Here is a 23,383-nt window from a genome sequence, read left to right as displayed (position 1 = left end):
GTTCTTGCACAGATAAGTCAAATCCGCATCTCGTCCCTACAGCATACATGACACTTGCATATACAAGCTGCTCCATGTCCATTTCCTGCTGTAAGCCATTGCGTTTCTTACTTTCTTCCTTTATCACACTACCTGATAGCTGCATAAGCTCGGTCATTCGGTCTCCGAACTCTTCTTTTATTATAAGCCAAACATCTGTTCCTGTAAACTGTTTTAATATATTTTTTAGAGACTCCCTGTCGCTGTTATCGTACTGCTCAATCTGACCTTCTGACACAAGAAAATCCACATAATCCTTAAGATTCTCCCCCTCAAGGTCCCATGTCAGCTTAACATTCTTCCCTCCGGTATCACTGATATCAAAGATATACCTCATGCGTGGATTCAGTGCCCTAGACGGGAAGATGGCGCAGCCTTTCGCACCACGCTTTACATATCTTCCCACCTTTTTCCAGGTATCATAATCTGCCATGAGTGTGCTTTTTTCCGGAGGTCTTTGCGCTGTTACCATAACGATATTGTCAAATTCATAGCGGTATAACTGACCTGCGACCTTTAACACATCTTTCCAGTTCTTTTCTGATCTGGTGATGTTACCAATCTCAGAATCGTATATCGCTTTGACCTTCATATCAACGCCCATACCTTTGTCCTCCTCTACTTAAACATCTCTGCAAACAATCCCTTAAAGAGCTTTAACTCATCCTTATCCAGCTCGATTGCAAATTCATTGTCGATTGCCTGTTTTTCGCATTTATCCTTTTTCTTTGCAATCTTACGCACCACACGAAGAAGCACATAGCACTCCTTGGACTTTGCAATGCTCTGTTTAAAGGTCAGCTCATCCTCATCGACTGACTTCTGTGTCTGATAGATAATCTCTTTTAACTTATCATTGATACCATCTACTTCCTCAAGGGAAATAATAACGGATGCCTTAGAAGCACCCGATCTGTCCCACTCCTTATGAAGTTCCTTTACTAAAAACTCCATGTTCTTAATTACTGTTGTTGAATCACTTTTCATCTTGTTCTTCCTCCGTTTTCTTTTAATGAAGAAAGGAGCTGACCTTCGCTGAATGGCGAGAAATCAACTCCCTTCATGTCCTCTGCTCCAAGGACTATCTGCTCTGCATAATACATATCCATTGCCTTATTGATGGCATCGTCAAGCGACTCTGCCTTTACTTTCTGCACTCGTGAAAGCACTTCCTTTATCTCAACATCAAATTCCTGTTCCATATGATATCGCCTCCCGTAAAAATCTCATCACCGGCTCTTTTCTTCCTTTACCTGTCTTTTCTTAAAGCCCTCATCGTACTTTCCATCTTCCAGCCTGTCGTAAAAACAATCCTCTTCAATCGTTCCAAAATCCTCATACATCTGGTGAAGGAAGTCATTCTGCAGCTTCTTTGGTACATCATCATCCTTTGACATATCCTGATAAAAATAGAACTTCTGCTTTAGCTTTGCCCTGTAATCATAGATATCCTCTATCTTTTCCGGTGTGCCATACTCCCTCTTGTATGCCTTGAAGTTCGTAGTTGAGAGTGTGGAACCTAGATAAATGCCATGCTCCCACGATACTCCGATTGTGGTATTGTCCTTTGTAGGCTTCTCATCCTTCGGATAACGCTTATACTCTGTCGCACCAAGGGCGATTGTAAGAGAACCTGACTTCATATCCATCACCACAAGATTTCTTGGTGATAATGCTTCAAGCACCATGTAATCATGATCATTGAAGTTATGAAATGTCTGTCCCCTTTCAAATGAGCGGTTCTCCATTTCATAATGCAGGTTAAAATCATCCACCCAGCCCTTATCGGTCATTCCAATCTCCTTAAGCTTTGCAACACATTCAGAAGAACAGGCTTCTTTATCAAGCCGAAATTCTTTGGAATCGTTATAAAATCCCTGAAGAAAATGTCCCAGCTGAATATCATCCAGACAGAATCTCGCAGATACAGTTACATTTGCTGCCCTGTAATACTCTGCGAAGTTATCAGCATCACCAAGCGTCCTTCCCAGCTGCAACAAATTGTCTGCAAGCTCTGACATGTCATCAATTGCTATAAAACTCTTATAATCATCCAGAGTCATCAGCATATTTGTCTCCGTTCCCCTATCGTTTTCTGTTACCAGTATCATATCTTTTAAATCCATTCTTACCTCCAGTCTCAGAGAGGGACTATGCCCTCTCTGCAAATTTCCTGTTATGGTCTTCCTATCACAACAATCTTTCCTGTGCTTGCCACATCCCGGTAAACAACACCAAGACTTTCATTAAGCGCCTCTACCACCTTGCCATTTCCGACGTATACTGCCACATGGCTGATGTTCTTATATCTTCCGTTGCTTGTAAAACTGTAGAAAATAAGGTCTCCCGGCTGTAACTCATCAAAGGCGACTGTCTTTCCGGCTTCATCCAGTCCCTGTGCCTCCGCTGCCGCTGTGGTTGCACCGCCGTAACTAATATCCACGCCTGCATCTTTCCATGAATAATAGGCTAAGGAACTACAGTCATAATAGTTACCGCTGTCTCTTAAATCCTGACTATAAGGAAAGCCAACTCTGTGAAGTGCATAGGAGCAGACTGTTTTCTGCCTGCTGTCTGTAATTTCGTTTAGGATGGCATTGATTTCATCCTCAGTCATGGAGCTTACTCCCGGACTTCCGCCTCCGCCGCCACTTCCGCTTCCGGCATATCCAAGCTGTCCCATAAACTCCGGACTCATGATCTGCTCAAGCATTTCCACATGATCAGAGTTAAACCCATAGACCGAAATCATATCCCTGTACGATTTCAGTGTGACATTCACATACAGAACAGACTTCGTGACAGTAGTTACATTACCGTCTGCATCTGTTTCTTCCACATCCTTTGTTCCTGTGCTTGTGGTGTATGAACACATATCATTTACAACTGCCTGCAGCCAGCCTTTTGAAGTATCATTCATGACTGTTGCTGTATCTCCGACACCATGCTTGACCATATAGACTGCCATGATGTCATAGTAATTGCTTGGGTTTTCTTCCATACCTTCATAATCCACATATACAAGCTCTCCAAGGTCATATCCGGTATGCTCATTCACTTTCGTATTCACATCCCGGTTAAACTCCTGCACATAAGCACTCGTTACTGTCTGCACAGTATCTCCTGATTCAAGTGGTGGCAGAAATAAAGCAAATGGAGAATTGTAAAGGATTGCTATCACCGCTATAACCGGAACCGCAATCATGGCAACTACAAGAACAAGTAATAAAAGCACCAATCCGATAATCGGTGCAGCTGCCTTTACCCAGGTAATCGCTTTTCGCACAATCAGATCCTTTACCAGTTTTGCCACGCTGTCTGTCTGATTCTCCTGTGCTTTCATCTTATCCAGAAAGAATTTTATCTTCCTGCTCCGGTTGGTCATCTTTTCATCCTTGACCTCTATGGACACACCTGCAGCATATCCGGCTGCCATGCCGATTGCCGTGCCAACTCCCGGTGCAACCGCTGTTCCTGCCGCTGTAGCAGTTTTTGTTGCAACCTTGGCAGTAGTCTTTGCTGTTTCTTTTGCCGTCTCTTTAGCTACCGTCTTGGCAGTATCTTTGGCAGCTTTCTTTGCTGTCCTTTTTGCCAGCTTCTTTCCTGCCTCTACCTTCTTGATACGCTTTCTTGCCTCGGCTGCCGCCTTTTTCCTGAAAAGTGCTGCACCCTTGGAAGCAGTTCCGGTAACAGGTCGGCTTGATTCATATGCAAGATATGCTGCCTGCGATACCTCATGCCCGCCTTCCACCTGTTCTGTTACTGCCCCGGCTGCAAGTGCACCTGTTCTTCCTGCAATGTGAAGATTAGTATTCTTGGTCTTGATGGAAGTGTTGGATTCTCTATAGTTTCGCTTAAATCTTGATAATCCCTTATTCTTCGGCTCTGACTGATGAATGGTACTCTTGCGATAGGACTTCTTTTTATCATCAGATACCTTTGCACCGATAGTTTTAGGACCTCTCTCTACTGTATAGATGTTGCTGCCTTTAATCTTGGCTCCCTTTGGTTCGTGGGCATGAATCTTGGCTTTCTCCTTGGTGTGAATGACCATCGGTTTGTCATCAACCTTTCTAATTTTCAATTTTCTCACCTCCCATAATAATCTTTGTTTTTCTCTTGTTAACTCGCTTTTTCTCACATTTTCATTTTTTCATAGAGATTGCTTCTAAGTCTATGTCATTCCCCTTGGCCATGAATCATGGATATACGGATGTTTAGGGTACACAAAACAAGACGTCGTCTTATTCTGTTATGATCGGCCTTTCTTTCCCCAACTCCTTACGGCAGCCTAACCTCCCATGTCATACGGGATCTCCTTTACTTCAGGGTCCTTAATTCCTTCGTTCTGCTTATCCATAAAGGGGCGTCATGATGCTCCTTCGCTGAGTCTCTGCTCTGATGGAAATAAATCTGACTTGGCTCTCTATGTTTATGAAATTCTTCTGTTCCTTTCAGCGCCTTACGGCGGACGTCTCCTGAATCTCACAGTTGGTCTTCTTACGCTACCTGCGGCTGCCTGTGAATGTCAGAAATCAACTTCTGTGCATCATAGGTCACTCCTTTTGCTAGGATGGCATAAAAGACTCTTATCAGCTTACAGCTGATGGCAATCACGGATTGTTTCTTCTTGAGCGGATTGTTCGCTCTTGTCGTGTAATACTCATGCAATGACTTAAACTCCGGATTCTTCGCTATCAGCGGAATTGCTGCATTGAACAGTACTGCCCGCAGCTTACTCCGACCTCTTTTGCTTATGGTCGTCTGTCCTTTGTGCTTTCCAGAGCTGTTCTCCCGTAATGAGAGTCCTGCCAGCTTTTGTATCTGTCTGGGTGATTCGAAACGCCTCACATCACCCACTTCTGCCAGAAATCCGGCTACCGTGATCACTCCTATACCTTTGATGGCAAGCATCTGCTCGCTTTCGGGTATCTTCCTGCACAGCTTTTCTATCTCCTCCATAACGGCGTCAAGCTGTGCCTTTTTGTATTCGTAATCCTCGAGCAACAGTTTCATTTCATACCGGGCAGCCGAAGAGCCTTTCTTTAAGCCGATGCTGCGTTTTGCTGTCTCACACAGGGTCGTTGCCCTTTTCATTCCTACAGCCCTAAGCTTTGCATCACGCCAGATTTGATTGATTTTCTCGGCTCCCAGTTCCACGATTGCTTCCGGAGTACAAACTTTCTTTAGAAGCAGCATACTGCTCTGTGCTTCATAGTCCCCAAACACATCTGTGTACTCGGGGAAATATATGGCGAACCATCTGGCAAATCTGTTTTTGATCTGGGTCATCTCCCTGATGAGTCTCTTACGATTGGCCACCATAATTCTTAAATCAGCATACACACCATCCGGTGTATATGGTGCAGAATACCGGCCCTCGGTAACCAGCTTTGCGATCACCTTCGGATCCTTCCTGTCATTCTTGCTTTGGCTGTTGTCATCCAGTTCCTTGGTCTGCTTTACCGCATAAGGGTTAACCATAACCAGGAGGATGCCCTCATCCTCAAGATAAGCGCCAAGGTCAAACCAGTAATGACCTGTCGGCTCGATACCTACGATTACATCTGACTTTCTGTACTTGTCCTGCAAATGCTGCATCCATGCTTTAAAGGCTTCAAAACCTTCTCTGCTGTTGCTGAACGTAAAGACTTTTCCGAGTTCAATGCCTCTCCAGTCAAATGCCCTGGCGTACTGTGTTGTGCTTCCGATATCAATTCCAACTACCAAAGTTGATTCTTTTACTTGATTGATTTTTTCATTCTGCTTATAATTCATTTGTGGGTGTCTCCTTTGAACGATGATTAATTAACCTGCCAGTTAACAATCATTATTCTATGGGTGGCACTCATTTTTTGCAAACCGGTTATTTGTTACTTAACAGGAATGCTCCTACTTTGAAAAATAAAATAAGCCGCTAGGGAGCAAAAATTACTCCTTAACGGCTATGTAAAATCATTCAATATTCAATTATTAAAAGCAACATGAAACTGGAAGTTTCACATTATCTATTACAATGTAAATAATGCTTTTTCGTAGTCCTTAACATAATACTTAATATTGGTTCTACCTTTTTGTATTACAGTATGTCCCTCATTCTCAAGCATCTCCTTTTGTGCCTCAACTCCTCCGGGATACTTTGCATTTAATTCCCCATTTGCTTTTAATGTTCTCCAATAAGGTGTTTTATCTTCTGCGCGCTGATAACTCGCCCATGCAACTATTGAAACAAAAATTCCAGCTGTGATTGGCTCTGTAAAATCAGCACCGCTTTGTTTAGCAAAGTAATCTCTTATTGTACCTACAGTAAGCAATTTACCACAAGGCACAAGTCGCATTACTTTGTCATAGTCAATAGGTGGGGCAAAGTACATTTTATCTCCACCATATTTTTCAATGCTCTTTTCATCTGTTATTATTTGAACTTTAGGCATATCCTTGCTATCCATAAGCATAGCATTAAAATCTTTTTTATCTTCATTTGCCATAAGTATCACCTCCAAGCCAATCATATCTCAATAAATATACTCATGCAATGAGACGGTTTTAAAATTTCTCTCAAAAATTCATATTCGTCTCTCCGTTAAACACACCGGCTTACTGGGATTTATCAGTTAATAAGTTTACTCGCCAGTTTGTATACTTGATTTATTTCTTTGCTTTCTAACTTCCAGTTATTGAGTTCATCTTTAATCAGCTCCGGAAATTTTTTACTAATATCTCTTAAAGCATTACCTACTGATTTCCTAACATATTCACTCGGATCTTCTTTTAAGGCTACAATCCGCCTAATTGCTTCATTCGGATTATCTTTGAAATATGGTCTACTTGTCCATATTCTTAATCCTTCCGTAACTGCTCTCCTCGTATTTGGATTATCATTTTCTAACCATTCATCAATGATCGGAAGTGCTTTTTCATATCCTGTATTTTTGCAAAATTCATCAAATGCCTTTGCTAATACTTCCTGAACTCTCCAATTATCATCTTTAGAAACTTCATCTCTCATAAATGTCAAAATATCATTTTGTTCTGATAAGTATCCAAAAAGAAATACACCGTACATTCTTACTTGATAGGTATTTGAGTTATAAGCTAAAAACGCCAACTTCTTGACAAATTCTTTATCATTAGATCTATAATCGGATAAGGCTCTTTTTTCTTCCTCTTTAAAACCATTTTCTATCAAAGAAAATTCTTTTTCTAAACTCGCAATATAATTTTCCAAACAAAATCACCTTACTTTCAAATTCAAATCTTCTGTTGCTTTCAATCTCTCCGCAAGACAGAAAGTTTCTTTTTCTTGATAAATGGGGATTAGTTTTCCTTTTTTCCAATCAGCAATAACCACCTATGGTCAAAGCATATTTGTCCCTCCTTGATATAGGGATTAAAACCTGTTTTATCTCCACCATTCAAATCGTATTCCATTTTATCAATAATATCTTTTTGTATATCCTCTGGTGTACTTGTCAAATCCATCCAACTTTGTAGATTTACAGGAACAAGTGTTGTTTCTTCAAGCTGAAGCTCAAAAGCATCCTCAAACAATGCTTCAAATTCTTCTCTGCTAAGTATTCTTGTATGTGAGTTATCACGCATCGTTTCAATAGCGTCATTAGTTTCACGCAATTCTTCTGTAGTCGCTACCATATCCCAAATAACAAGTTTTCCATCTTTTTTCAAAACTCGTTGCATCTCCCGAAAAGGCTTTTCAGGCTCAACAAAATGGTGCAATGAAAGTCTTGTAATCACAAGGTCAAATGTTTCATCTTCAAAAGGTAAGCATTCCGCATTCCCCGATACAAATGATATGTTCTGAATACCTTCTTGCTTTGCCAGTTTTTTTCCCTGCTCCAACATTGCTTCTGTCAAATCCAAACAAGTAATGTCCTTAACATAAGGAGCCACTGCTCTTCCACATATACAGGTTCCAGCAGCAACCTCCAATGCATGTTCATTGCCCTTTGCCTGAATACTACGAATCAAATAATCGGTATATTCTGCCTTAGACATATGATATGAAGCAAATTTCTCTGCTTGTGTACCAAATGATTTTTTCACTTCATTATAGTTATTTATAAACTTTTACCTCGCTGTAAACTTCCGATTTTAATGTCTCTATTATACCATAATGATACATAGGAGTATCTTTTATAAATCTTGACACCAAATTACTAATATCCCCCAATAAAATAAGCACAGTTAAAGTTGTATCCGCAATATACGATATAAAAGCAAATCGTTTAAACTTTTTGTAAGACCATATAGCTACCGACAAAATCAACAATAGAATAGGAAATGAATAAATAAAAACAAAAAAACACATTAACTTTGTTGATGAACCTATTGCGTCCATTTATACTCCCCCTTTCCTCTAAATATAAAATATCTTTACTCTATTATTTTTAGAGCAATTTCTTGAGCAAGACTACTTGAAACTCGTTCTTTTTGCAAACTATCTTCAAGATATACAGCAAAATATTCTCTTTGTTGTCCCTTTTCAGTAAAACCTATAAACCATGCTTCTCCATTTGTGCCAGAACCCGTTTTCCCATATACTTTTTTCTCTTGCTCATCTTCAATTAACATAATTTTCTTTAATATTTCGACATTCTGACTATCATAGAAACTTTTACCTTCAAAAATTTTTGATAAAACCTCTACCTGTTCATATGGCGATATTTTTAAAGATGAACCTAGCCAAAATCCGTTTAATTCTTTGTATGGATTTATATTACTTCCTTCCCATGCAGAAACATCACAATTACCATACTCCAACTCACTTAGTTCTTTTTTTACTTCTTGTTCCCCCACATTATTTATAATCTGATGAAAATACCATATACAAGACGTCTGAAATGCTTTTTGCAAAGTCAAATTCTCGTTCCATTCCGGATTTGGATATTGAGTTCCATCATAGTTCATAGTGGAAGTTTCATCTTTAATAATATCGTTGTGTAGTCCTATTAATGTAGAGATAATTTTAAAAGTTGAATATGGGGATACTTCTTGTTCTGCCATATCTTTATTGTACAGAGAATACTTGTTTTCTGACGGACTATATAAAACTGCACAACCAGTAATACCATTAAAGTTGCCACTTAAATCAAGTGTTTCTTCCTCATTGCTCTCGCTCACTTTTTCTTCTGTTTTATCATCTGTTTTTGATTGTTCTAATTGATTTGTTTCTATCAACTCCACTTTTTCTTCTCTAGATGAACACCCCGATAACATTATAAAACATATTACTGAAATACAGGTAATCTTGAATAATCTTGACATACTTTCTCCTTACAACTTCAAATTTTCTTTTCCCTATTAATTACAAATATTCCTTGGAAATTGCTTCCACACCATACATTTCCATAAATGCATCCAGGTCCGCTGCATCCCCAATCAACATATTCTCGTCAAAGTGTACGATATGCATATCTTAAAATCCAGCCACATGTTCTCCGGTACAAATGATACATTTTAGAACTGCTTCCTTATTTATTTTTCATATCGAATCTTATATGCTTTTTTCTTAAAAATAGGGAATATCTATTTTATTATCATCAAGGTCGGATATTCATCCGACCTCTTGATTATACTATAGATTCTATAAAAATTCATCTGTTATCACTGCAGCATTGCTTCTTTTTTCTTCTGTTCTGCAATCTTCTCATGAATGTTAGTATTATACAGCCTGTACAAATCTGTATCCTTACTAATCTGATTATCAAACGGAATCACCACCGAGCCACACTTGATAAGTCCCATTCCCGATGCAGTATTGGTTACAAATCTAAGCTGTGCCTCTGATACTCCGATAACCTCTGCCATCTTGGAACTGTCTGTATTCGCCTGCTTTAAAAGTGCCACAAACTCTGAGTTTGCAAGCATTGTGGTTGCTGTGTAATTCTGCAACAGATCGACGACATTCTGCGTGATACCGGTACAAAGACCTCCCTGCTTTCTTACTTTCTTCCAAAGCTGCTGCAGATATTTTGCAGAATACTCCGAATTAAGCAGGACGTGGAATTCATCAATATAGAGCCATGTTGCCTTGCCTCTCTTGCCATTCTCAACAATCCTGTTCTGAATAGACTCCATCATGACAAGCATTGTGATAGGACTAAGCTCTGTACCTAAGTCCCTGATGCCATATACTGTGAATCTGTTATCCACATCCACATTTGTCTGGTGATTGAAGATGTTAAGTGAACCATTTACGAAAAGCTCTAGTGACAATGCAATGTCCTTTGCCTCGTCCTCCGGCTGCGCCATAAGGATATCGTAAAAGTCACTCATTACAGGGATATACTTCTCTTTGCTCCTTGCAATGTCGATATACAGTTTTCTCACACAGCGGTCGATGATTGACTTCTGTCTTGAATTTAAACTGTCCCCGATACACTGCTCACAAAGTCCAAGCATAAACTCGCCCTTCTCTCTAACCATTCCCTTGGAATCATTCGGATCAAGGCTCCATACATCCATCTCCAGCGGATTCACATAGTTATCCGTGTAGGTAGACATATTTACCACTGTTCCACCATAAGTATCAGCTATATCAAAGTACTCGTTCATTGGATCTATGACGATTATCTCATCATCTCCCGACAAGAATACGCTGCCCATCTCCATCTTGCAGAAGAAGGATTTACCGGAACCCGGCACACCAAATACAAAGCCATTTCCGTTGATAAGCTTCTTTCTGTTACCGATATTCACATTCTTGCTGATCTGGTTGATACCATAATAGTTGCCTGTGCTGTCATTAAGCTCCTGCACATTGAATGGCATAAGTACCGCAAGTGACTGGGTAAGAAGGGTACGCATTGTCTCCACCTGTCTTACACCAATCGGAAGTGCTGTGTTGAGAGCTTCCCTCTGCTTTAAGTAGTGTGTATCAATCGTGCAGCTGTTACGCTTTCCGATGGTCTCCACAGTCTCACATACACTCTCAAGCTCCTTCTTGCTTTCTGCCATAAGAATAATGGTTACTCCCACGAAGAAAAGGCACTGGTCATTCTCACGGACGTCATCCATGATTTCCTCAATTTCTTTTTTCTCCGTTCTCTTGGCATATGAAATTTCCGTAGAAAAATCGTTATTCTTATTACGAACTCTCTGCTGTTTGATAATATCCGACTCAATACCAAGGTATTTCTTCTGAAGCACCTTTGTTGTCAGATCCTTTGGAACAGGCACCACATCAATACTCGTGATAGAATGAACCGGAAGGGAAGTAATCTCATTGATGAATCTGTCTGACAAACTGCTCGGATACTTTTTGATAAAAAGTGCCTTGCAGAATTTACTCTCATCCTCAAAATGGTCCGGGAAATATTTCACCATGCCATTGCACAGATCATTTCTAAAATCTGCCCCGACCTTCTTAGCCTTTTTGATATCATAATCAAAGCTGCCCTCATCTCCAAGATGATAATAGTCATAGAGCACTTTCAGTCTCTCATTGCCATTAAGCGGCACAATCTCTGCCCCAAGCTCAATGAATGCCTTGTGTATCGTTGCCTCAAGGGTAGCAAACTGTGCCTTTGCCTCCTCGAAATTCTTTCTCTCAATCGTGATCGTCAGGTATCTCTCCTGCTCAATCCCCTGTCTGCCCTCAATAATCTTCTCTTCAATGATGTCATTGTAAATTCTTCTGTAATTATTGAAGCCATCATTTTTCTCAGCAATCAGTACCTTGTCACGGAGTTCATCCATGTTTTTGTTCTTATTATTGATCGTAATCTTATAATTACAGTCCAGCGAATTTAAGAACTTACAATATCTCTCGAAAATACCGATCTGCTCATCCTCCGTTGCTGTCGTGTAATTGATGTCCTGAAAGCGGTAGCATTTGGAATACTTATTTTTGCTCACTTCAAAAATGCCGTTTTCAGCCACCGCCATAATCTCTATGGTTTCCTGAATGGATTTAGGTGTCTTATACAAAGGCTCACTCGCCTTCTTTAATAACTTAAATCCGTCTGTAAATAAACCCATGTTTCTAACCTCGCTTTCTTATAATGAAAGCCCGCCGGGAACTTCACCCTGCGGGCTGTGTTCCCGACCTTGCGGTCAGACGCTATTCGTTTCTAATGCATTGCCTTATATGCTGCAATGCCTGCTGCTGCCGCCACAATGACTGCGACAAGTACAAGCAGCATGTTTCTCGTCTTTTTCTTCATTGCTTCAAACTCCTCCTGCTTCTTTACAGCTGAATCTGCTGTTACTGTCTCCGGTTCAGCCTTTCTGCCTTTCTTCTTTACCTGTTCATTCTGCTCTGCTTCTAACTGCTTTATTGCAGGCTCTCCCTCTGTTGATACATAGGTAAGTGCCCTGTTTCCAAACATAAAATGCAGTTTCTTTCCCATATACTCGTAGAAATTCATCCCGTTAAAGGAATAGAATCCGCCAAGTGCAATCGGTGCCACACAGGGAATTGCCACATAAGCAGAACCCGTAAGACCGATATACTTGTAAAGAAGAAGGACGATACCGCCACCGACTACTACGCTTGCAATAGAAAATATAAGCTGCCTTGCAGTAAGTCCCATCGCAACCGATTCCTGATAGCGGTCAATATCCTTGTTTACTTCGATTACCATTGTCCCTGCCTCCTATCTTGATAAATCCTTTGTCTCCGGCTTTCTTGTCATTCCAATATTCGCCTCATATTTATCCATTCCATCCGGACACAGTTCTCTAAGCTTATCTACATTGAACAGATAAAGCGGATATTCGCAGAAACCACTCCTTTGCGTGAATCCTGTAAACTCTCCGAGGTCGTTATCTGTAATAAACTTTTCAATATCCGGCATGTCATTCACATACAGATATCCGCTGTAATTTGGTGCTGCAACCGACAAATTCACAGTCACATCCCCAAAAGGCTCCTCATATCCATCTTCATTACACATAAGACCGATAAACATTGCCCTGTTATTCATATACTGCTGGATATCAAATGTCACCTGCGTTTCTCCGGTTATGCTTGAATTATAAGTAACCTGTTTCTTTTCATTATCCATTTCTGCCTCCTTCTATAATCCAAATGCCTTGCTTGTAAGTGTCTGTGCACCCTTCACACTTCCAACAGTCATTGCTATCGTAAATGTCATTTCACACAAATAAATAAGCGTCTGTGCCCAGTCAGCGTAACTTCCTGTAAATGCTGGAAGTCCTGCATTGATAAATGCATTACATACCACAATTGCAAGTGCCATCGTTACTGCCTCGAATACACACGAAAGAAAATATTTGCAGTAGGTAGCCATTGTATGACTGACCATTCTGTTTCCTGCCATTGTGGAGCATGCAATCGCACCAAGCGGCACAATAATCAGTATCTTTAAGAACCTGAAATACACTGTGTAGATGATAAAGAATCCACAGATAATAATGATGATTGCAAGCAAAGCTGTAAGTATCAGCATTACCAGACTTTCACCAAATCCGAGTCCTTTAATGATATCTGCCTGTGTACTGTCAATGGCAAGCTGCGTTGTTGTCCCGGCAGATATAAGTCCTACCAGATTTCCTATGGAAGTAAAAAATGCCTTCATAATCGTGACATTATTTGCAACAAACCATTCTGCAAGTCCCAATCGGATAAGCATACGAAATATAGACTCAAACCTCATCTCATCTTTTACATCTATGCTTTCCGAGCAGAAACCGATAACAAAGAACAGCACAACGAGGGATGAGCCGACCGCTACAAAGACCGGCTCAATACCCTCAATAACTGCCCAAGGACCTCCGCCCTTGAAACTGACCGGTGACTGTCCAAGCATTGCAAAGACTAGGGATATCTGATTGTTCCAAAATCCAAACACCGCCTCAAGAAGTGCAAGGATCTTGTCTCCAAGCTTAAAAATATCCATACTTGTTATTCACCTCTTTCCTTTTACTAAAAGGGAAACTCTTTTTCCCCATCTTAGAAGCCTAAGAATGTCAGAACTGTTGAAATACCAGCCATCATGACACCTGCTACAATTCCTTTCAGAGCGGAGTTCATGGTAGATGAATCCTGCTGCTGATAGGCTTGTGCGAACTCCATAACATTCTTTGCAAGAATGATGACACCGACCGCACCAATGACAGCAATAATAAGTGTCTTTAAGTTCTCAAGTGGCTGTGTTACTGCGGAAGTACCTGTACCTGCTGCAAAACAAGTAGTGCTCATAAGCATTACTCCCATAAGTGCTCCGGATAATGCCGGAACGAATCTCTTCTTAAAGTGAATGAATCTACTCTTCATACCTTTCTCCTCCATCTGATTGTTGTTGGTTGTAATAATCTGTTCTTTTCTCATGTTGTTTGTCTCCTTTTCGATAAAAAAATAAGCCAGCAGGGATAATCCCTAACTGGCTGTTAAAAGTAACTCTATATGATCAGGCAATTCCTGTTGTAATGATTAAATCGGGCTTTCCCCGATGTGGTGTGCTTCAACCACCTCCTTTCAAGGCGCAAAAAAAAGCACCTTAACCTTTATTGGCTAAAGTGCTTGTATTAGTTTAATATTAAATTGTTGTGAGTCAGACAAACTGGGAGTTGAAAGTTCCTATAATTTACAAATCATAATATATTCTTCATCATTTTCATCAATGATTTCAAATCCTACCTTCCAATACATACGGACAGCATAATTCATCTTTTGAACAGCTAATGATGCTTGTTTATATCCTTCTAGTTTTAATTTCACTAGCATCTGTTTCATTAATTCTGTTCCGATACCATAGTTTCTATACTCTTTAAGAAGTGAAATTGCAAAAGACGGTGATTCATTATCTATATGACCGTAATCATTCATAATCCGAACCCATACAGCACCAACAATTTCATCCGCAACTTGAGCAACCAAACATAAGTCTCCCTTGTTCTCACCAAAGTCCTTTACATATACCTGCAAATCTGGTTTGTTAATGATGTCTTTGGACGGTGCTGGAACACCTTCAGGAATAAAAATTGCCTCGTATAAAAAAGTATCTAATATCTTATTTTCATCTCGTTTTAATTCTCTTATTGAATAATTCATATAAACCTCCGATTTATTTTTATTTATAAATCAGTTGTCATTCCACACATAATGATTCCTCCGTTAAATATCGAATTGTGCAAAAGCCCAAGGGACTTTAATGCCCCTTATGCTTTTCTCTTTTCTTTTGCTGTTTCAACTCAAACATTCGCTGTTCTTCCGCCTCTTTTTTCTTGCGGCTTCTCTCTTTACGCACCTGTTTGTTCTGTTCCTGCTGTAATTTCAATGCCTGCTGTGATTTTGTGCCGATGCCTGTTTCCATCGTCTGCTTTTTCGCTTCTCGCTGCATCCGTTTCGGATTTCTTTTTATATCCTTTACAACAGTTTCAACAGCCGGACTGAATTTCAAACTGAAATAGTATTTTTGAATATATTCCTGCACTTCGTAATCCTTTGGTTCTGCACCAAATGTTACCTTCGCCACAGATAGTTTACCATCTTCAATACGTTCAAATACACCTACCCAAAATGGTTCTTCAAAATATACCGTCAGTTTTCCACTTGCTTTGTCCATAAGAATCCCTCCTAAAATGAATTGAACAAAGAATGGACAACCCGGAGGGGCAGGTTACTTACCCTATTTGCATAGGACGGCTGGGCTACCTACCAGCTCTAGTACATTTTTAATGTACATTGCGTTTTTATCTTTGTATTTATAATCAAGCCATATGGCACGATTAACTTATTCGGTCAATTCCGATTTGTAAAACACATTCTTTTTATATAGGCACAGTATACCACATTTCCTGTGCCTATGCGATATCATTTAATGCTTCTTCCGATATGAACTCATCTTCTCCACAGTAACCTCCGGATAGAAGTAAGTAAGAATCGTTGCTTTCGGAACTCCTGCGGCAAGTGCTTTCTTCACTTCTTCCTTTTGCTCCGGTGTATACGACCAGTGCAGCATTCGATTTGTGATGGTATCCTCCCATTTAGGCTTTTCCCTCTCAGGATTCCTTACAGGTTTAGCACCAGCACTTCCACTAGAAGCATTGGCACTTTCTGTTGCTTCCGACTTCTGCGATTCATCGACATACTCAAGCTCATTTGCCTGTTCCCTGTCAATCTTTGCTTTCTGCTCTGCTTCATCCTGCATGGAAAATCTTCTGCTTAATTCCGCATCACCAAGCATCATAAACTGCTCATAGGTAAGAGAATCAATATACACATTCTCGCCCTTATCCTTCAGTTTTTCATAATACTTAACCGCCTTGTCTGAAAGAATCTCAAATGGCGGACCGATAAGATTATCTGCTCCTCTTATCTGATGAACATAAGGCTCTCCCTTGCCATCTGCTGTCTGGTTAAACATCGGATGATTGAATGGTATGAACTTATTGTCCATGATAGGATCAAATCCACGGATAAAGATAATACACTTTTTGTTATCCAGCTTTCTGACTTCATCGGGTGTAAACAATTCTCTTCCTAATACATCATAATTTCTTGAAGAGCTTCCCTGTCTGCCCTTTGTCTCTCCGCTTGACTTCTTATCAATCGTACCTTTTCCAAGCAGCTCTGAGACGTACTTATGCGTTGACTGCTCGTTGCCGCCAAGGTAGATGAAAGTATCGCAGTTGCCTGGAATTGTCTCCCAGGTGTCCTTAAAAAGTGCCTTTAACTGGGCAAAGTTCTGTATGATGATAATACTTGAAATCTCTCTGCTTCGCATTGTCGATAACAATGAACAGTAGTCATCAGGCAATGCGACATTCGCAAATTCGTCTAACATAAAGGTCACATGAATTGGAAGTCTGCCGCCACAGTTAAAGTCCGCCTGATAGTACAGTTCCTGAAATATCTGCGTATAAAGTAGTCCAATAATAAAGTTATAGGATTTGTCACTATCCGGGATTACACAAAACAGTGCTGTCTTTGTCTCTCCATCCCCATTCACTCCAATACCGATATCTGACAGATTAAGCTCATCTTTTGAGAGTAATCGTAAAACCTGCTTATTCTCAAGAAATGCAAGTCTTGAGTTGGCACTGATGATAATGGAACGGACGGTATCTCCTGCACCTCTCATACATTTGTTGTACTGCTTTACTGCCGGATGATTAGCTCCAAGCGGAGAACTTTCCTCTAAAAACTTCATACGCACATCCAGCTTTGATGCTTTTCCCTGTTCTGTAACCTCTGCCTCTCCAAGAAGCTTCAGTACTGTCTCAAAGTTTCTCTTTGCCGGCTGTACCTCCAGCCACACATAATAAAAGATAGCCTGTAAGAACAATCCTTCCGCTTTTTCCCAGAACGGATCACTTGGTGTCGCTCCCTTTGGTGTCGTATTGCTGATAAGGTTTGTAATCAGCTTGACCACATCTGTTTCCTCTCTGATATAGGAAAATGGATTGTAACAGTCTGATTTATCCATCTCTAACAGATTAATGACTTTCAGGTTATATCCGTTATTTTTTAACATCTGCCCGCAGCTTCTAAGGATTTCTCCCTTTGGATCGGTACAGATAAAGGAACAGTTATGCGGCATCTGCATAAGATTCGGCTTTACTTCATAAAATGTTTTTCCTGCTCCGGAACCACCACAGATAAGGATATTTCCATTGAGCTTGAGTCTCCTGAAATCCAGCGACATCTTCACATTCTGGCTGAGTATCCGGTTGAAATTTTCATCCTTATCTGCAAGTATCTTGTTGACCTGCTTCGGATTTTCAAATCTTGCCGTACCAAATTCTTTGCCAGGCATATAGTTTCTCTGACTGGTGTAATACATGACAATAGCCATCGCATAGATACCTAATGCAATGGCTACTGCTTTTACTGTATTGGAATTGTAATAATTGGCAAAAGGAACAGCACATACTTCATTGAATCTGTCCATAAATTCATTAAAGGCAATCCCTTCCGTCCACGCACCATTTATCAGATAACCAAGATACCCTGCTAACACTGCACCCACAAGGATGAATATCAGTGACGGCTTTTTCTTTGTTGTCTGCATAGGCTGCTACCTCGCTTTCTTTGTGGTAACAGTTTTCTTCTGTGTGGTCTTTTTCTGCTGCTTCTGCACTTTCTCGTAACGCTCCCTGACAGATGACTCCACCTTGTCGTAGTGAGTATAAAGCTCGGTTCCTTTCTGGGTTGTCACCACACGATTCTGCTCATCGTAGAGCTTATAATCCTTGGTGGAATCAAGGAAGGTAAGCATTGTCTTTCCACCATGAATCTCCATGATGTTTTCCTTACGGAGCCATACATATCTTGCCTCTTCTCCCCATGTGCCGGGAACTCTGGTCTTAACAGCATGGTCATTTTCTTCGATAATCAGCTTCTTGCTGATTGTCACATCTGACAGGTTCGCATTTTTTGATGCTGCAACTGCCCTCATTCTCTCAGCAAGGTCCTGATAGCCTCTGACACGGTTGATAAATGCATCCTTGTCCATCATGACTGTATGGGTGCCATCCTCATTTTTCTTTCCAAGCACACCGATTGTCTCAAGCTGTTTGATAACACTTTCAGCCTGCTCACCATTGATACTGAAATTCTCCTTGACCTGATCCACACTGATAGCTTTCTTTTCCATTGCAAACATTCCGACCTTTTCGATCAGTCCGTCAATAGCGGTATTAACCCTATCCCCTTCTATCGTGTGGCTTTTCTCGTTTCCCTGCTGTTTCTTCAAAAAATCCATCAGCTTGCCAAGGGATTTTTCATCTCCATTCTTCAGATAATCGTCAAATGTGGCAATCTTACCAAACTTGAGCTTCTGTATCATCATATTCACACGGGGAACTGCCTCTGTATGAAAGATTACCTCACTCAGTCCATCTTTCCTGTTACAGTCTGGAAGTACCGAATACAGGATTCCATACTTCTTTGCCATCTTTTCAACCTTTTTCATATCTTCGGTATTAAACTGCAACACCTGTAAATCGCCACCTTTTAAGATCAGCTTTCTCATGGATGTCTTGCCAAGTGACTTTTCATAATCAAGCATCCCTTTTAAGAAATCTATTGCCTTCTGCATGGCAGCAATGCCGCCGCTTCCTACCTTCATGGCAATCTCAATGCCATCATAAGCTACACGGATGATCTGCACCGCTTCCTGAATCTCTTCTGCCATTATCGCACCTCCACTTTCTCTCTGACTGTTGTTTTAAGCGTTTCTGTCTCTGTAGTACGGATTTCCTCGGCTGATACATCAATACCATAAGCAGTCAAAATATCTGCCAGATGATTGATTGCTTTCTCCTCCTCGATACGATACATTTCAAGTGCCACAAGCAGGTTTTCCACCTGTTCCACCCATGCAGGCTTCATATCATATTTAGACCTGTATGTGACCATAATCTCGTCCGACTCAGCCTTATCCGCTGAATGTGCCAAAGCTTCAATAAGAGAAATCGTGTCTTCCTTGCTGCCACTTCTGAATGCGAACTGGACAACAAAGTTTTTCTCTTCCTCTGTAAACTGATGCTCCACACCATTCATCTCTGTTACTGCTTCATTTACTACTGCTAAATTCATAAGTTCCTCCTAATCTGCCATGCTGTTTTCAAGCACAGCAATCTCAATGATCTCCTTCATCTTTTCCGCTGAAATGTTGTTGTTTATGAGCTCTACAAGCTGTGACTCAGTAAGTCCCTTTTCTATTGCACTCTTAATCTGCACAAGCTGCGCCGGAACAAGGTCTCCCGATGCAACCAGCTTTACAATGTCTGCTCTTGACTTTTTCTTAAATGACAGTCTTGCAAAAAGACTTGCCACTCCGCTGTTGCTGCTCTTTCTCACACTTCGCTCAATCGGAAGTCTCTGCACCACATTTCCAGTACCATCAACTACCGGAATCTGATAATAGACCGGAATCCCGTTTGCCACAGCCTGCATATTCTGCGGAACTGCAACTGTATCAACCATCTTTTTTTCTGCCTGTGGTACGGACTGGCTTTCCTGCGGCTCTGCCTTACTTTCTGCCTCTTTCTTATTCTCTGTGGCAACACTTATGATCTTATCTTCCAATGACTCTATTCTGTCTCCCATACGCTTTATCTCCTTATCCTTTTTCTCAATATCATCCCTGAGTCTTGCAATCGTACTGCTTGCCTTATTCAGTTCATTCTGCTGACTGTTGATAAGAGCATCCTTATCCTGGTTCTCCTTGACCAGACGCTCCCTGACTTCCTCATCATCTTTGGAAGTTTCTATTTCAGAAAGCTTCTTATTCAGGGCATCATACCTTTCATTCTGGTGATTGATTTTTTCGACCACTTCATCCATCTGGGCTACAAGACTTTTCACATACTCTAAATCCTGTGGCACCTGCTCTTTAGCTTTATTAAGCTTATCTAATACGACATCAAACATCCTGCGCATGTTTACTGCTGTATCATCTTTTTGGACTACCTCTCTGATTGCATCAATCGGCACACCTTTTTCATAGTAATCCAATGCTGTCTGCATCTTAGGTGCTGCCATCCTGCTATCTTTCAGCAGCGTTAACAACTCTTCTGATACACCCTTATGCAGACATTTTGATAACACCTTCATCTGCTCAATGTCATAACTTTTGTTAAGATACAGACCGATTTCATCATCAGTCAGTCCATATTCATAATCGCTTTTGACAAGAGCAATAACCTCACTGTCCATATGCTTATTACGAAGAATCTGTATCTTTCTCTCAATCGCCATTTCACTTAATGGCTCTCTTTTTTCTTCCATATATGCCTCCTAACCACTAAAAAAACAGCCTAACGTACCGGCTGTTCTTTTCTGTCTCTTATTGTTTCTTTGTCATACTGCTTCTCTTCTGCCGAAGCTGATACAGTAAGTTCCTTCCATATTGATCTTCCAAGGCTAAGTTCCTTTGATACCGCCCGTTCTGCCTTACAGTCCTGTGCATACTTGCTCTCATATTTCTTTCTAAGACTCTCGACCTCTTCCACACTGTATCCCTGTGCTAAAAGTTCAGTGTTAAGCCTTTCCCATGCATTGTGCTCATCTTCAAAGAAGGTATCCCCACTCTGATAACACGATTCCGCATCATTAAGCTCCCGGATCTGTTCAGCCTTGTCAAAAATATCTTTGAATCTTTCCTTAGCCTTATAGGTCTTACTCTTTTCCTTTGATGCTTCTTTCTTCTTATCCGTCAGATTATCAAGTACCGACACAAGTTCTTCCGCACTCTCAATCTTATGCCTTACCAGAAATAGATACTGCTCCTGCAGCTTATGCATCTTTCGGATATCATCCCTATACTTCCATACCTGACTGTATGGCTTCTTTTTCAGCTTTCCAATCCGGTAAAGCTTTGCATAATATCTTTTCTGCAAGCCTGACATCTTCGCCCTGTGGTATCTTTTGACATAGCACTTTACTATCGCTGCCTGTTTTTCCTCATTCTGTGACTGGTAAAAAGATAAATCTTCCTTAGCAATACGCTCCACAATAGCTTCCTGTGAATAATTCTCGCCAAGAGTCTTACATCTTCTGAATCTTGTCATCCCCTGTGGTCTGACTGCCAGATACTTTCCCTGCTTGACCTCATATCCTTTTTCCGACAGCAGCTCCAGAAATCCACTGAAATCATTTGCCTGTAAAATGCAGGCATCCAAATCTCTTTTTATCATATCTGCCCACACAAAGCTGCCTTCACGATATTCGCTCCAATCCTTATAATTCTCATGCTTTTTCTCTTTGCTGCCATCCTCCACATCTATAATGGAAAGACCATACTCCTGACACAGCTTATTGGTAATCGGCTGGATATACTTTGCCCAGTCACCTTTCTCGTAGCGATACTTTTTCCCATCTACAAAGCTTACACTGTTAAATACAATGTGTGAATGAACATGGTCTGTATTATCATGAACCACAAATACCGCTTCATAGGCATCGCCAAGATATTCTGCTACAAACTTCTGTGTTATCTCAAAAGCCCTGTCCGGTTCCACCTCATCCTCTTTGAAGGAAAGAATGATGTGATACCCCTGTCGCTTGTCTGTTTTTCCAAACTGCTTCTTTGTATCCATCATCTGTTCAAAAGCCATATCTGCCTGACAGTTAACAGCTCCCACAAGTCTTCCTCCCTGCGTTTTCTCAGGATTCATCACATAATCCAGTGCCCGTTTCAAATGCCTTGCATGAAAAGAATTCCCGCTGTCCTTCATGTGAAGTATCTTACTAATTGCCAATCTTTACCACCGCCTCGCTGACAGACTGATTCAGCTTTTTCATATATGCCACAAGCTGTTCCTTATCTTTCTTGGAATACAGCTGTGCATTGCTGTTAAATACAATCTGATTGATGTTAATGCCGATTCGGTTTATCTCATTGATAAGCTCTTTAAGAAGTTTCCTTACTTCCGGATAATCATTTGGTTTCTGACTGATTAGAAGCCTGATATATTCGGCTTCATTCATTCCATTTGCCTTTGCCTTATCAGAAAGTACCTTCGCTTCCTGTGGCATAAGTCTTAGTGTTTTCCTTATACAATGAACTTTATCCGCCATAGAATCACCTTCCTCTCTTACCCGTACTGTATTCTCTTACTCCTTCTGCTACTGTTACAGCAGCTTTTTCCAGTTCTTTATTACCCAGCTGGGCAATAACCCTGTCTGCAAGCTCTGTAGCAACTTCTATAAGTTCCTTACCATAACAGGTTTTATCAAACAATCTGTCCAGTCTCTTTTCATCTGCTTTCAGACTTTCATACTTGCTCTGATACTCGTTATAGTCGTTAAAATCCTTTGGATCACTCCTGTGTGCTTCCGCATCAAGTATCAGTTCATAGTTCCATTCACAGACAATATCTATAACATCATCTATCGGGTATGGTTCAATTTCACCATTCTCCTCAGCTACATCCTGCCTGTACATCTTCCCATCTGAATCTATGCCAATGGCATAATCATGTCCTTCCATATAGTTAAGCAGAATTGCAGCATCTTCTATCGAAGGGTTTAGTAAGATATCAAATGTGTCTGCCCATGCAATAAGTTCCCCTGGTTCTGCGATTATTGTAAGTTCTTTATCCATTGCTTTCCTGCACCTCCCTTATCCGTGTTTTGTATATCTCTTCCACCCACACGCCTGTCTGAATCTCTTAGGTTTACGGCTAGATACGCATTAGAGACATCTCTGTCCTAATGCCATCTAGTTAGGGAGAAAATCTCCCTAAAACCCTCTGTTTATGAAAGTGGGGGCGCTTTTTGCCCCCACTTTGCTACTTTGGGGGCGCTTTCTGCCCCCATTTTGTTATTTTGGGGGCGCTTTCTGCCCCCACTTTTATTTTTACTTCAGTCCGGATTTTGTCGTGTCCAAATTGCGGGGGCACTTTTTGC

Annotated in this window: 24 protein-coding genes; all 24 read right to left on the bottom strand. The window is 40.8% G+C overall.

The window, feature by feature from the left end; genetic code table 11:
- Positions 1–657: 657 nt before the first annotated feature.
- The gene (locus tag WMO29_RS07650) at positions 658–1,026 is read right to left on the bottom strand and encodes a hypothetical protein (RefSeq protein ID WP_055062784.1); all 369 of its coding nucleotides are present in this window, start codon (positions 1,024–1,026) and stop codon (positions 658–660) included.
- Complete coding sequence (locus WMO29_RS07645; RefSeq protein WP_195379891.1) at positions 1,023–1,241, bottom strand: DpnD/PcfM family protein; 219 nt, start codon at positions 1,239–1,241, stop codon at positions 1,023–1,025. Before WMO29_RS07645 ends, WMO29_RS07650 begins: the two co-directional genes overlap by 4 nt.
- Before the next feature lie 27 nt (positions 1,242–1,268).
- A complete protein-coding gene (locus WMO29_RS07640) occupies positions 1,269–2,165 on the bottom strand; it encodes a hypothetical protein (protein ID WP_195379890.1) in 897 nt (298 codons plus the stop codon).
- A 50-nt stretch (positions 2,166–2,215) separates the two neighbouring features.
- The gene (locus WMO29_RS07635; protein WP_349164390.1) at positions 2,216–4,093 is read right to left on the bottom strand and encodes a C40 family peptidase; all 1,878 of its coding nucleotides are present in this window, start codon (positions 4,091–4,093) and stop codon (positions 2,216–2,218) included.
- 446 nt (positions 4,094–4,539) lie between these two features.
- Positions 4,540–5,817: an IS110 family RNA-guided transposase gene (locus WMO29_RS07630; protein WP_173840556.1), complete on the bottom strand. Its 1,278-nt coding sequence runs from the start codon at positions 5,815–5,817 to the stop codon at positions 4,540–4,542.
- A 233-nt stretch (positions 5,818–6,050) separates the two neighbouring features.
- On the bottom strand, positions 6,051–6,527 hold the full coding sequence (locus WMO29_RS07625) for an MGMT family protein (protein ID WP_117568846.1): 477 nt from the start codon (positions 6,525–6,527) through the stop codon (positions 6,051–6,053).
- Between the two features lie 122 nt (positions 6,528–6,649).
- Positions 6,650–7,267: a DNA alkylation repair protein gene (locus WMO29_RS07620; protein ID WP_117568844.1), complete on the bottom strand. Its 618-nt coding sequence runs from the start codon at positions 7,265–7,267 to the stop codon at positions 6,650–6,652.
- Between the two features lie 89 nt (positions 7,268–7,356).
- On the bottom strand, positions 7,357–8,103 hold the full coding sequence (locus tag WMO29_RS07615; RefSeq protein WP_117568842.1) for a class I SAM-dependent methyltransferase: 747 nt from the start codon (positions 8,101–8,103) through the stop codon (positions 7,357–7,359).
- A 10-nt stretch (positions 8,104–8,113) separates the two neighbouring features.
- Entirely contained in the window at positions 8,114–8,398 is a 285-nt protein-coding gene (locus WMO29_RS07610; RefSeq protein ID WP_117568840.1) for a hypothetical protein, read from the bottom strand.
- A 35-nt stretch (positions 8,399–8,433) separates the two neighbouring features.
- Positions 8,434–9,324: a class D beta-lactamase gene (locus WMO29_RS07605; RefSeq protein ID WP_117568838.1), complete on the bottom strand. Its 891-nt coding sequence runs from the start codon at positions 9,322–9,324 to the stop codon at positions 8,434–8,436.
- Positions 9,325–9,663: 339 nt separating this feature from the next.
- Positions 9,664–12,039 carry a VirB4-like conjugal transfer ATPase, CD1110 family gene (locus WMO29_RS07600; protein ID WP_117568836.1) on the bottom strand — a complete coding sequence of 792 codons (2,376 nt, stop codon included), beginning with the start codon at positions 12,037–12,039 and terminating at the stop codon, positions 9,664–9,666.
- Between the two features lie 92 nt (positions 12,040–12,131).
- A complete protein-coding gene (locus WMO29_RS07595) occupies positions 12,132–12,644 on the bottom strand; it encodes a PrgI family protein (RefSeq protein WP_117568834.1) in 513 nt (170 codons plus the stop codon).
- A gap of 12 nt (positions 12,645–12,656) precedes the next feature.
- Positions 12,657–13,067: a DUF4313 domain-containing protein gene (locus WMO29_RS07590; protein WP_117568832.1), complete on the bottom strand. Its 411-nt coding sequence runs from the start codon at positions 13,065–13,067 to the stop codon at positions 12,657–12,659.
- 12 nt (positions 13,068–13,079) lie between these two features.
- The gene (locus tag WMO29_RS07585) at positions 13,080–13,922 is read right to left on the bottom strand and encodes a VirB6/TrbL-like conjugal transfer protein, CD1112 family (protein WP_004611540.1); all 843 of its coding nucleotides are present in this window, start codon (positions 13,920–13,922) and stop codon (positions 13,080–13,082) included.
- A gap of 53 nt (positions 13,923–13,975) precedes the next feature.
- Positions 13,976–14,353: a hypothetical protein gene (locus WMO29_RS07580; RefSeq protein ID WP_005340540.1), complete on the bottom strand. Its 378-nt coding sequence runs from the start codon at positions 14,351–14,353 to the stop codon at positions 13,976–13,978.
- Between the two features lie 249 nt (positions 14,354–14,602).
- Entirely contained in the window at positions 14,603–15,076 is a 474-nt protein-coding gene (locus WMO29_RS07575; protein WP_117568830.1) for a GNAT family N-acetyltransferase, read from the bottom strand.
- 97 nt (positions 15,077–15,173) lie between these two features.
- Entirely contained in the window at positions 15,174–15,590 is a 417-nt protein-coding gene (locus tag WMO29_RS07570; RefSeq protein ID WP_055068871.1) for a YjdF family protein, read from the bottom strand.
- Between the two features lie 252 nt (positions 15,591–15,842).
- A complete protein-coding gene (locus tag WMO29_RS07565) occupies positions 15,843–18,038 on the bottom strand; it encodes a VirD4-like conjugal transfer protein, CD1115 family (RefSeq protein WP_117568828.1) in 2,196 nt (731 codons plus the stop codon).
- A 6-nt stretch (positions 18,039–18,044) separates the two neighbouring features.
- Complete coding sequence (locus WMO29_RS07560) at positions 18,045–19,163, bottom strand: PcfB family protein (RefSeq protein ID WP_004611534.1); 1,119 nt, start codon at positions 19,161–19,163, stop codon at positions 18,045–18,047.
- Entirely contained in the window at positions 19,163–19,567 is a 405-nt protein-coding gene (locus tag WMO29_RS07555; protein ID WP_006858865.1) for a hypothetical protein, read from the bottom strand. The genes WMO29_RS07560 and WMO29_RS07555 overlap by 1 nt, the downstream gene beginning before the upstream one ends.
- A gap of 9 nt (positions 19,568–19,576) precedes the next feature.
- Positions 19,577–20,761, bottom strand: a complete 1,185-nt coding sequence (locus WMO29_RS07550) for a hypothetical protein (RefSeq protein WP_006858864.1) — start codon at positions 20,759–20,761, stop codon at positions 19,577–19,579.
- A gap of 29 nt (positions 20,762–20,790) precedes the next feature.
- Positions 20,791–22,209 carry a relaxase/mobilization nuclease domain-containing protein gene (locus tag WMO29_RS07545; protein WP_349164389.1) on the bottom strand — a complete coding sequence of 473 codons (1,419 nt, stop codon included), beginning with the start codon at positions 22,207–22,209 and terminating at the stop codon, positions 20,791–20,793.
- Positions 22,210–22,222: 13 nt separating this feature from the next.
- Positions 22,223–22,552 (bottom strand): plasmid mobilization protein, encoded by a 330-nt coding sequence (locus WMO29_RS07540; protein WP_117568826.1) that lies wholly within the window; start codon positions 22,550–22,552, stop codon positions 22,223–22,225.
- A gap of 4 nt (positions 22,553–22,556) precedes the next feature.
- On the bottom strand, positions 22,557–23,078 hold the full coding sequence (locus WMO29_RS07535; protein WP_117568824.1) for a multidrug transporter: 522 nt from the start codon (positions 23,076–23,078) through the stop codon (positions 22,557–22,559).
- Between the last annotated feature and the right edge of the window lie 305 nt (positions 23,079–23,383).

This window comes from Laedolimicola intestinihominis, assembly GCF_040096155.1.
GTDB lineage: Bacteria > Bacillota > Clostridia > Lachnospirales > Lachnospiraceae > Laedolimicola > Laedolimicola intestinihominis.
This window is presented reverse-complemented; position numbering and strand designations above follow the sequence as displayed.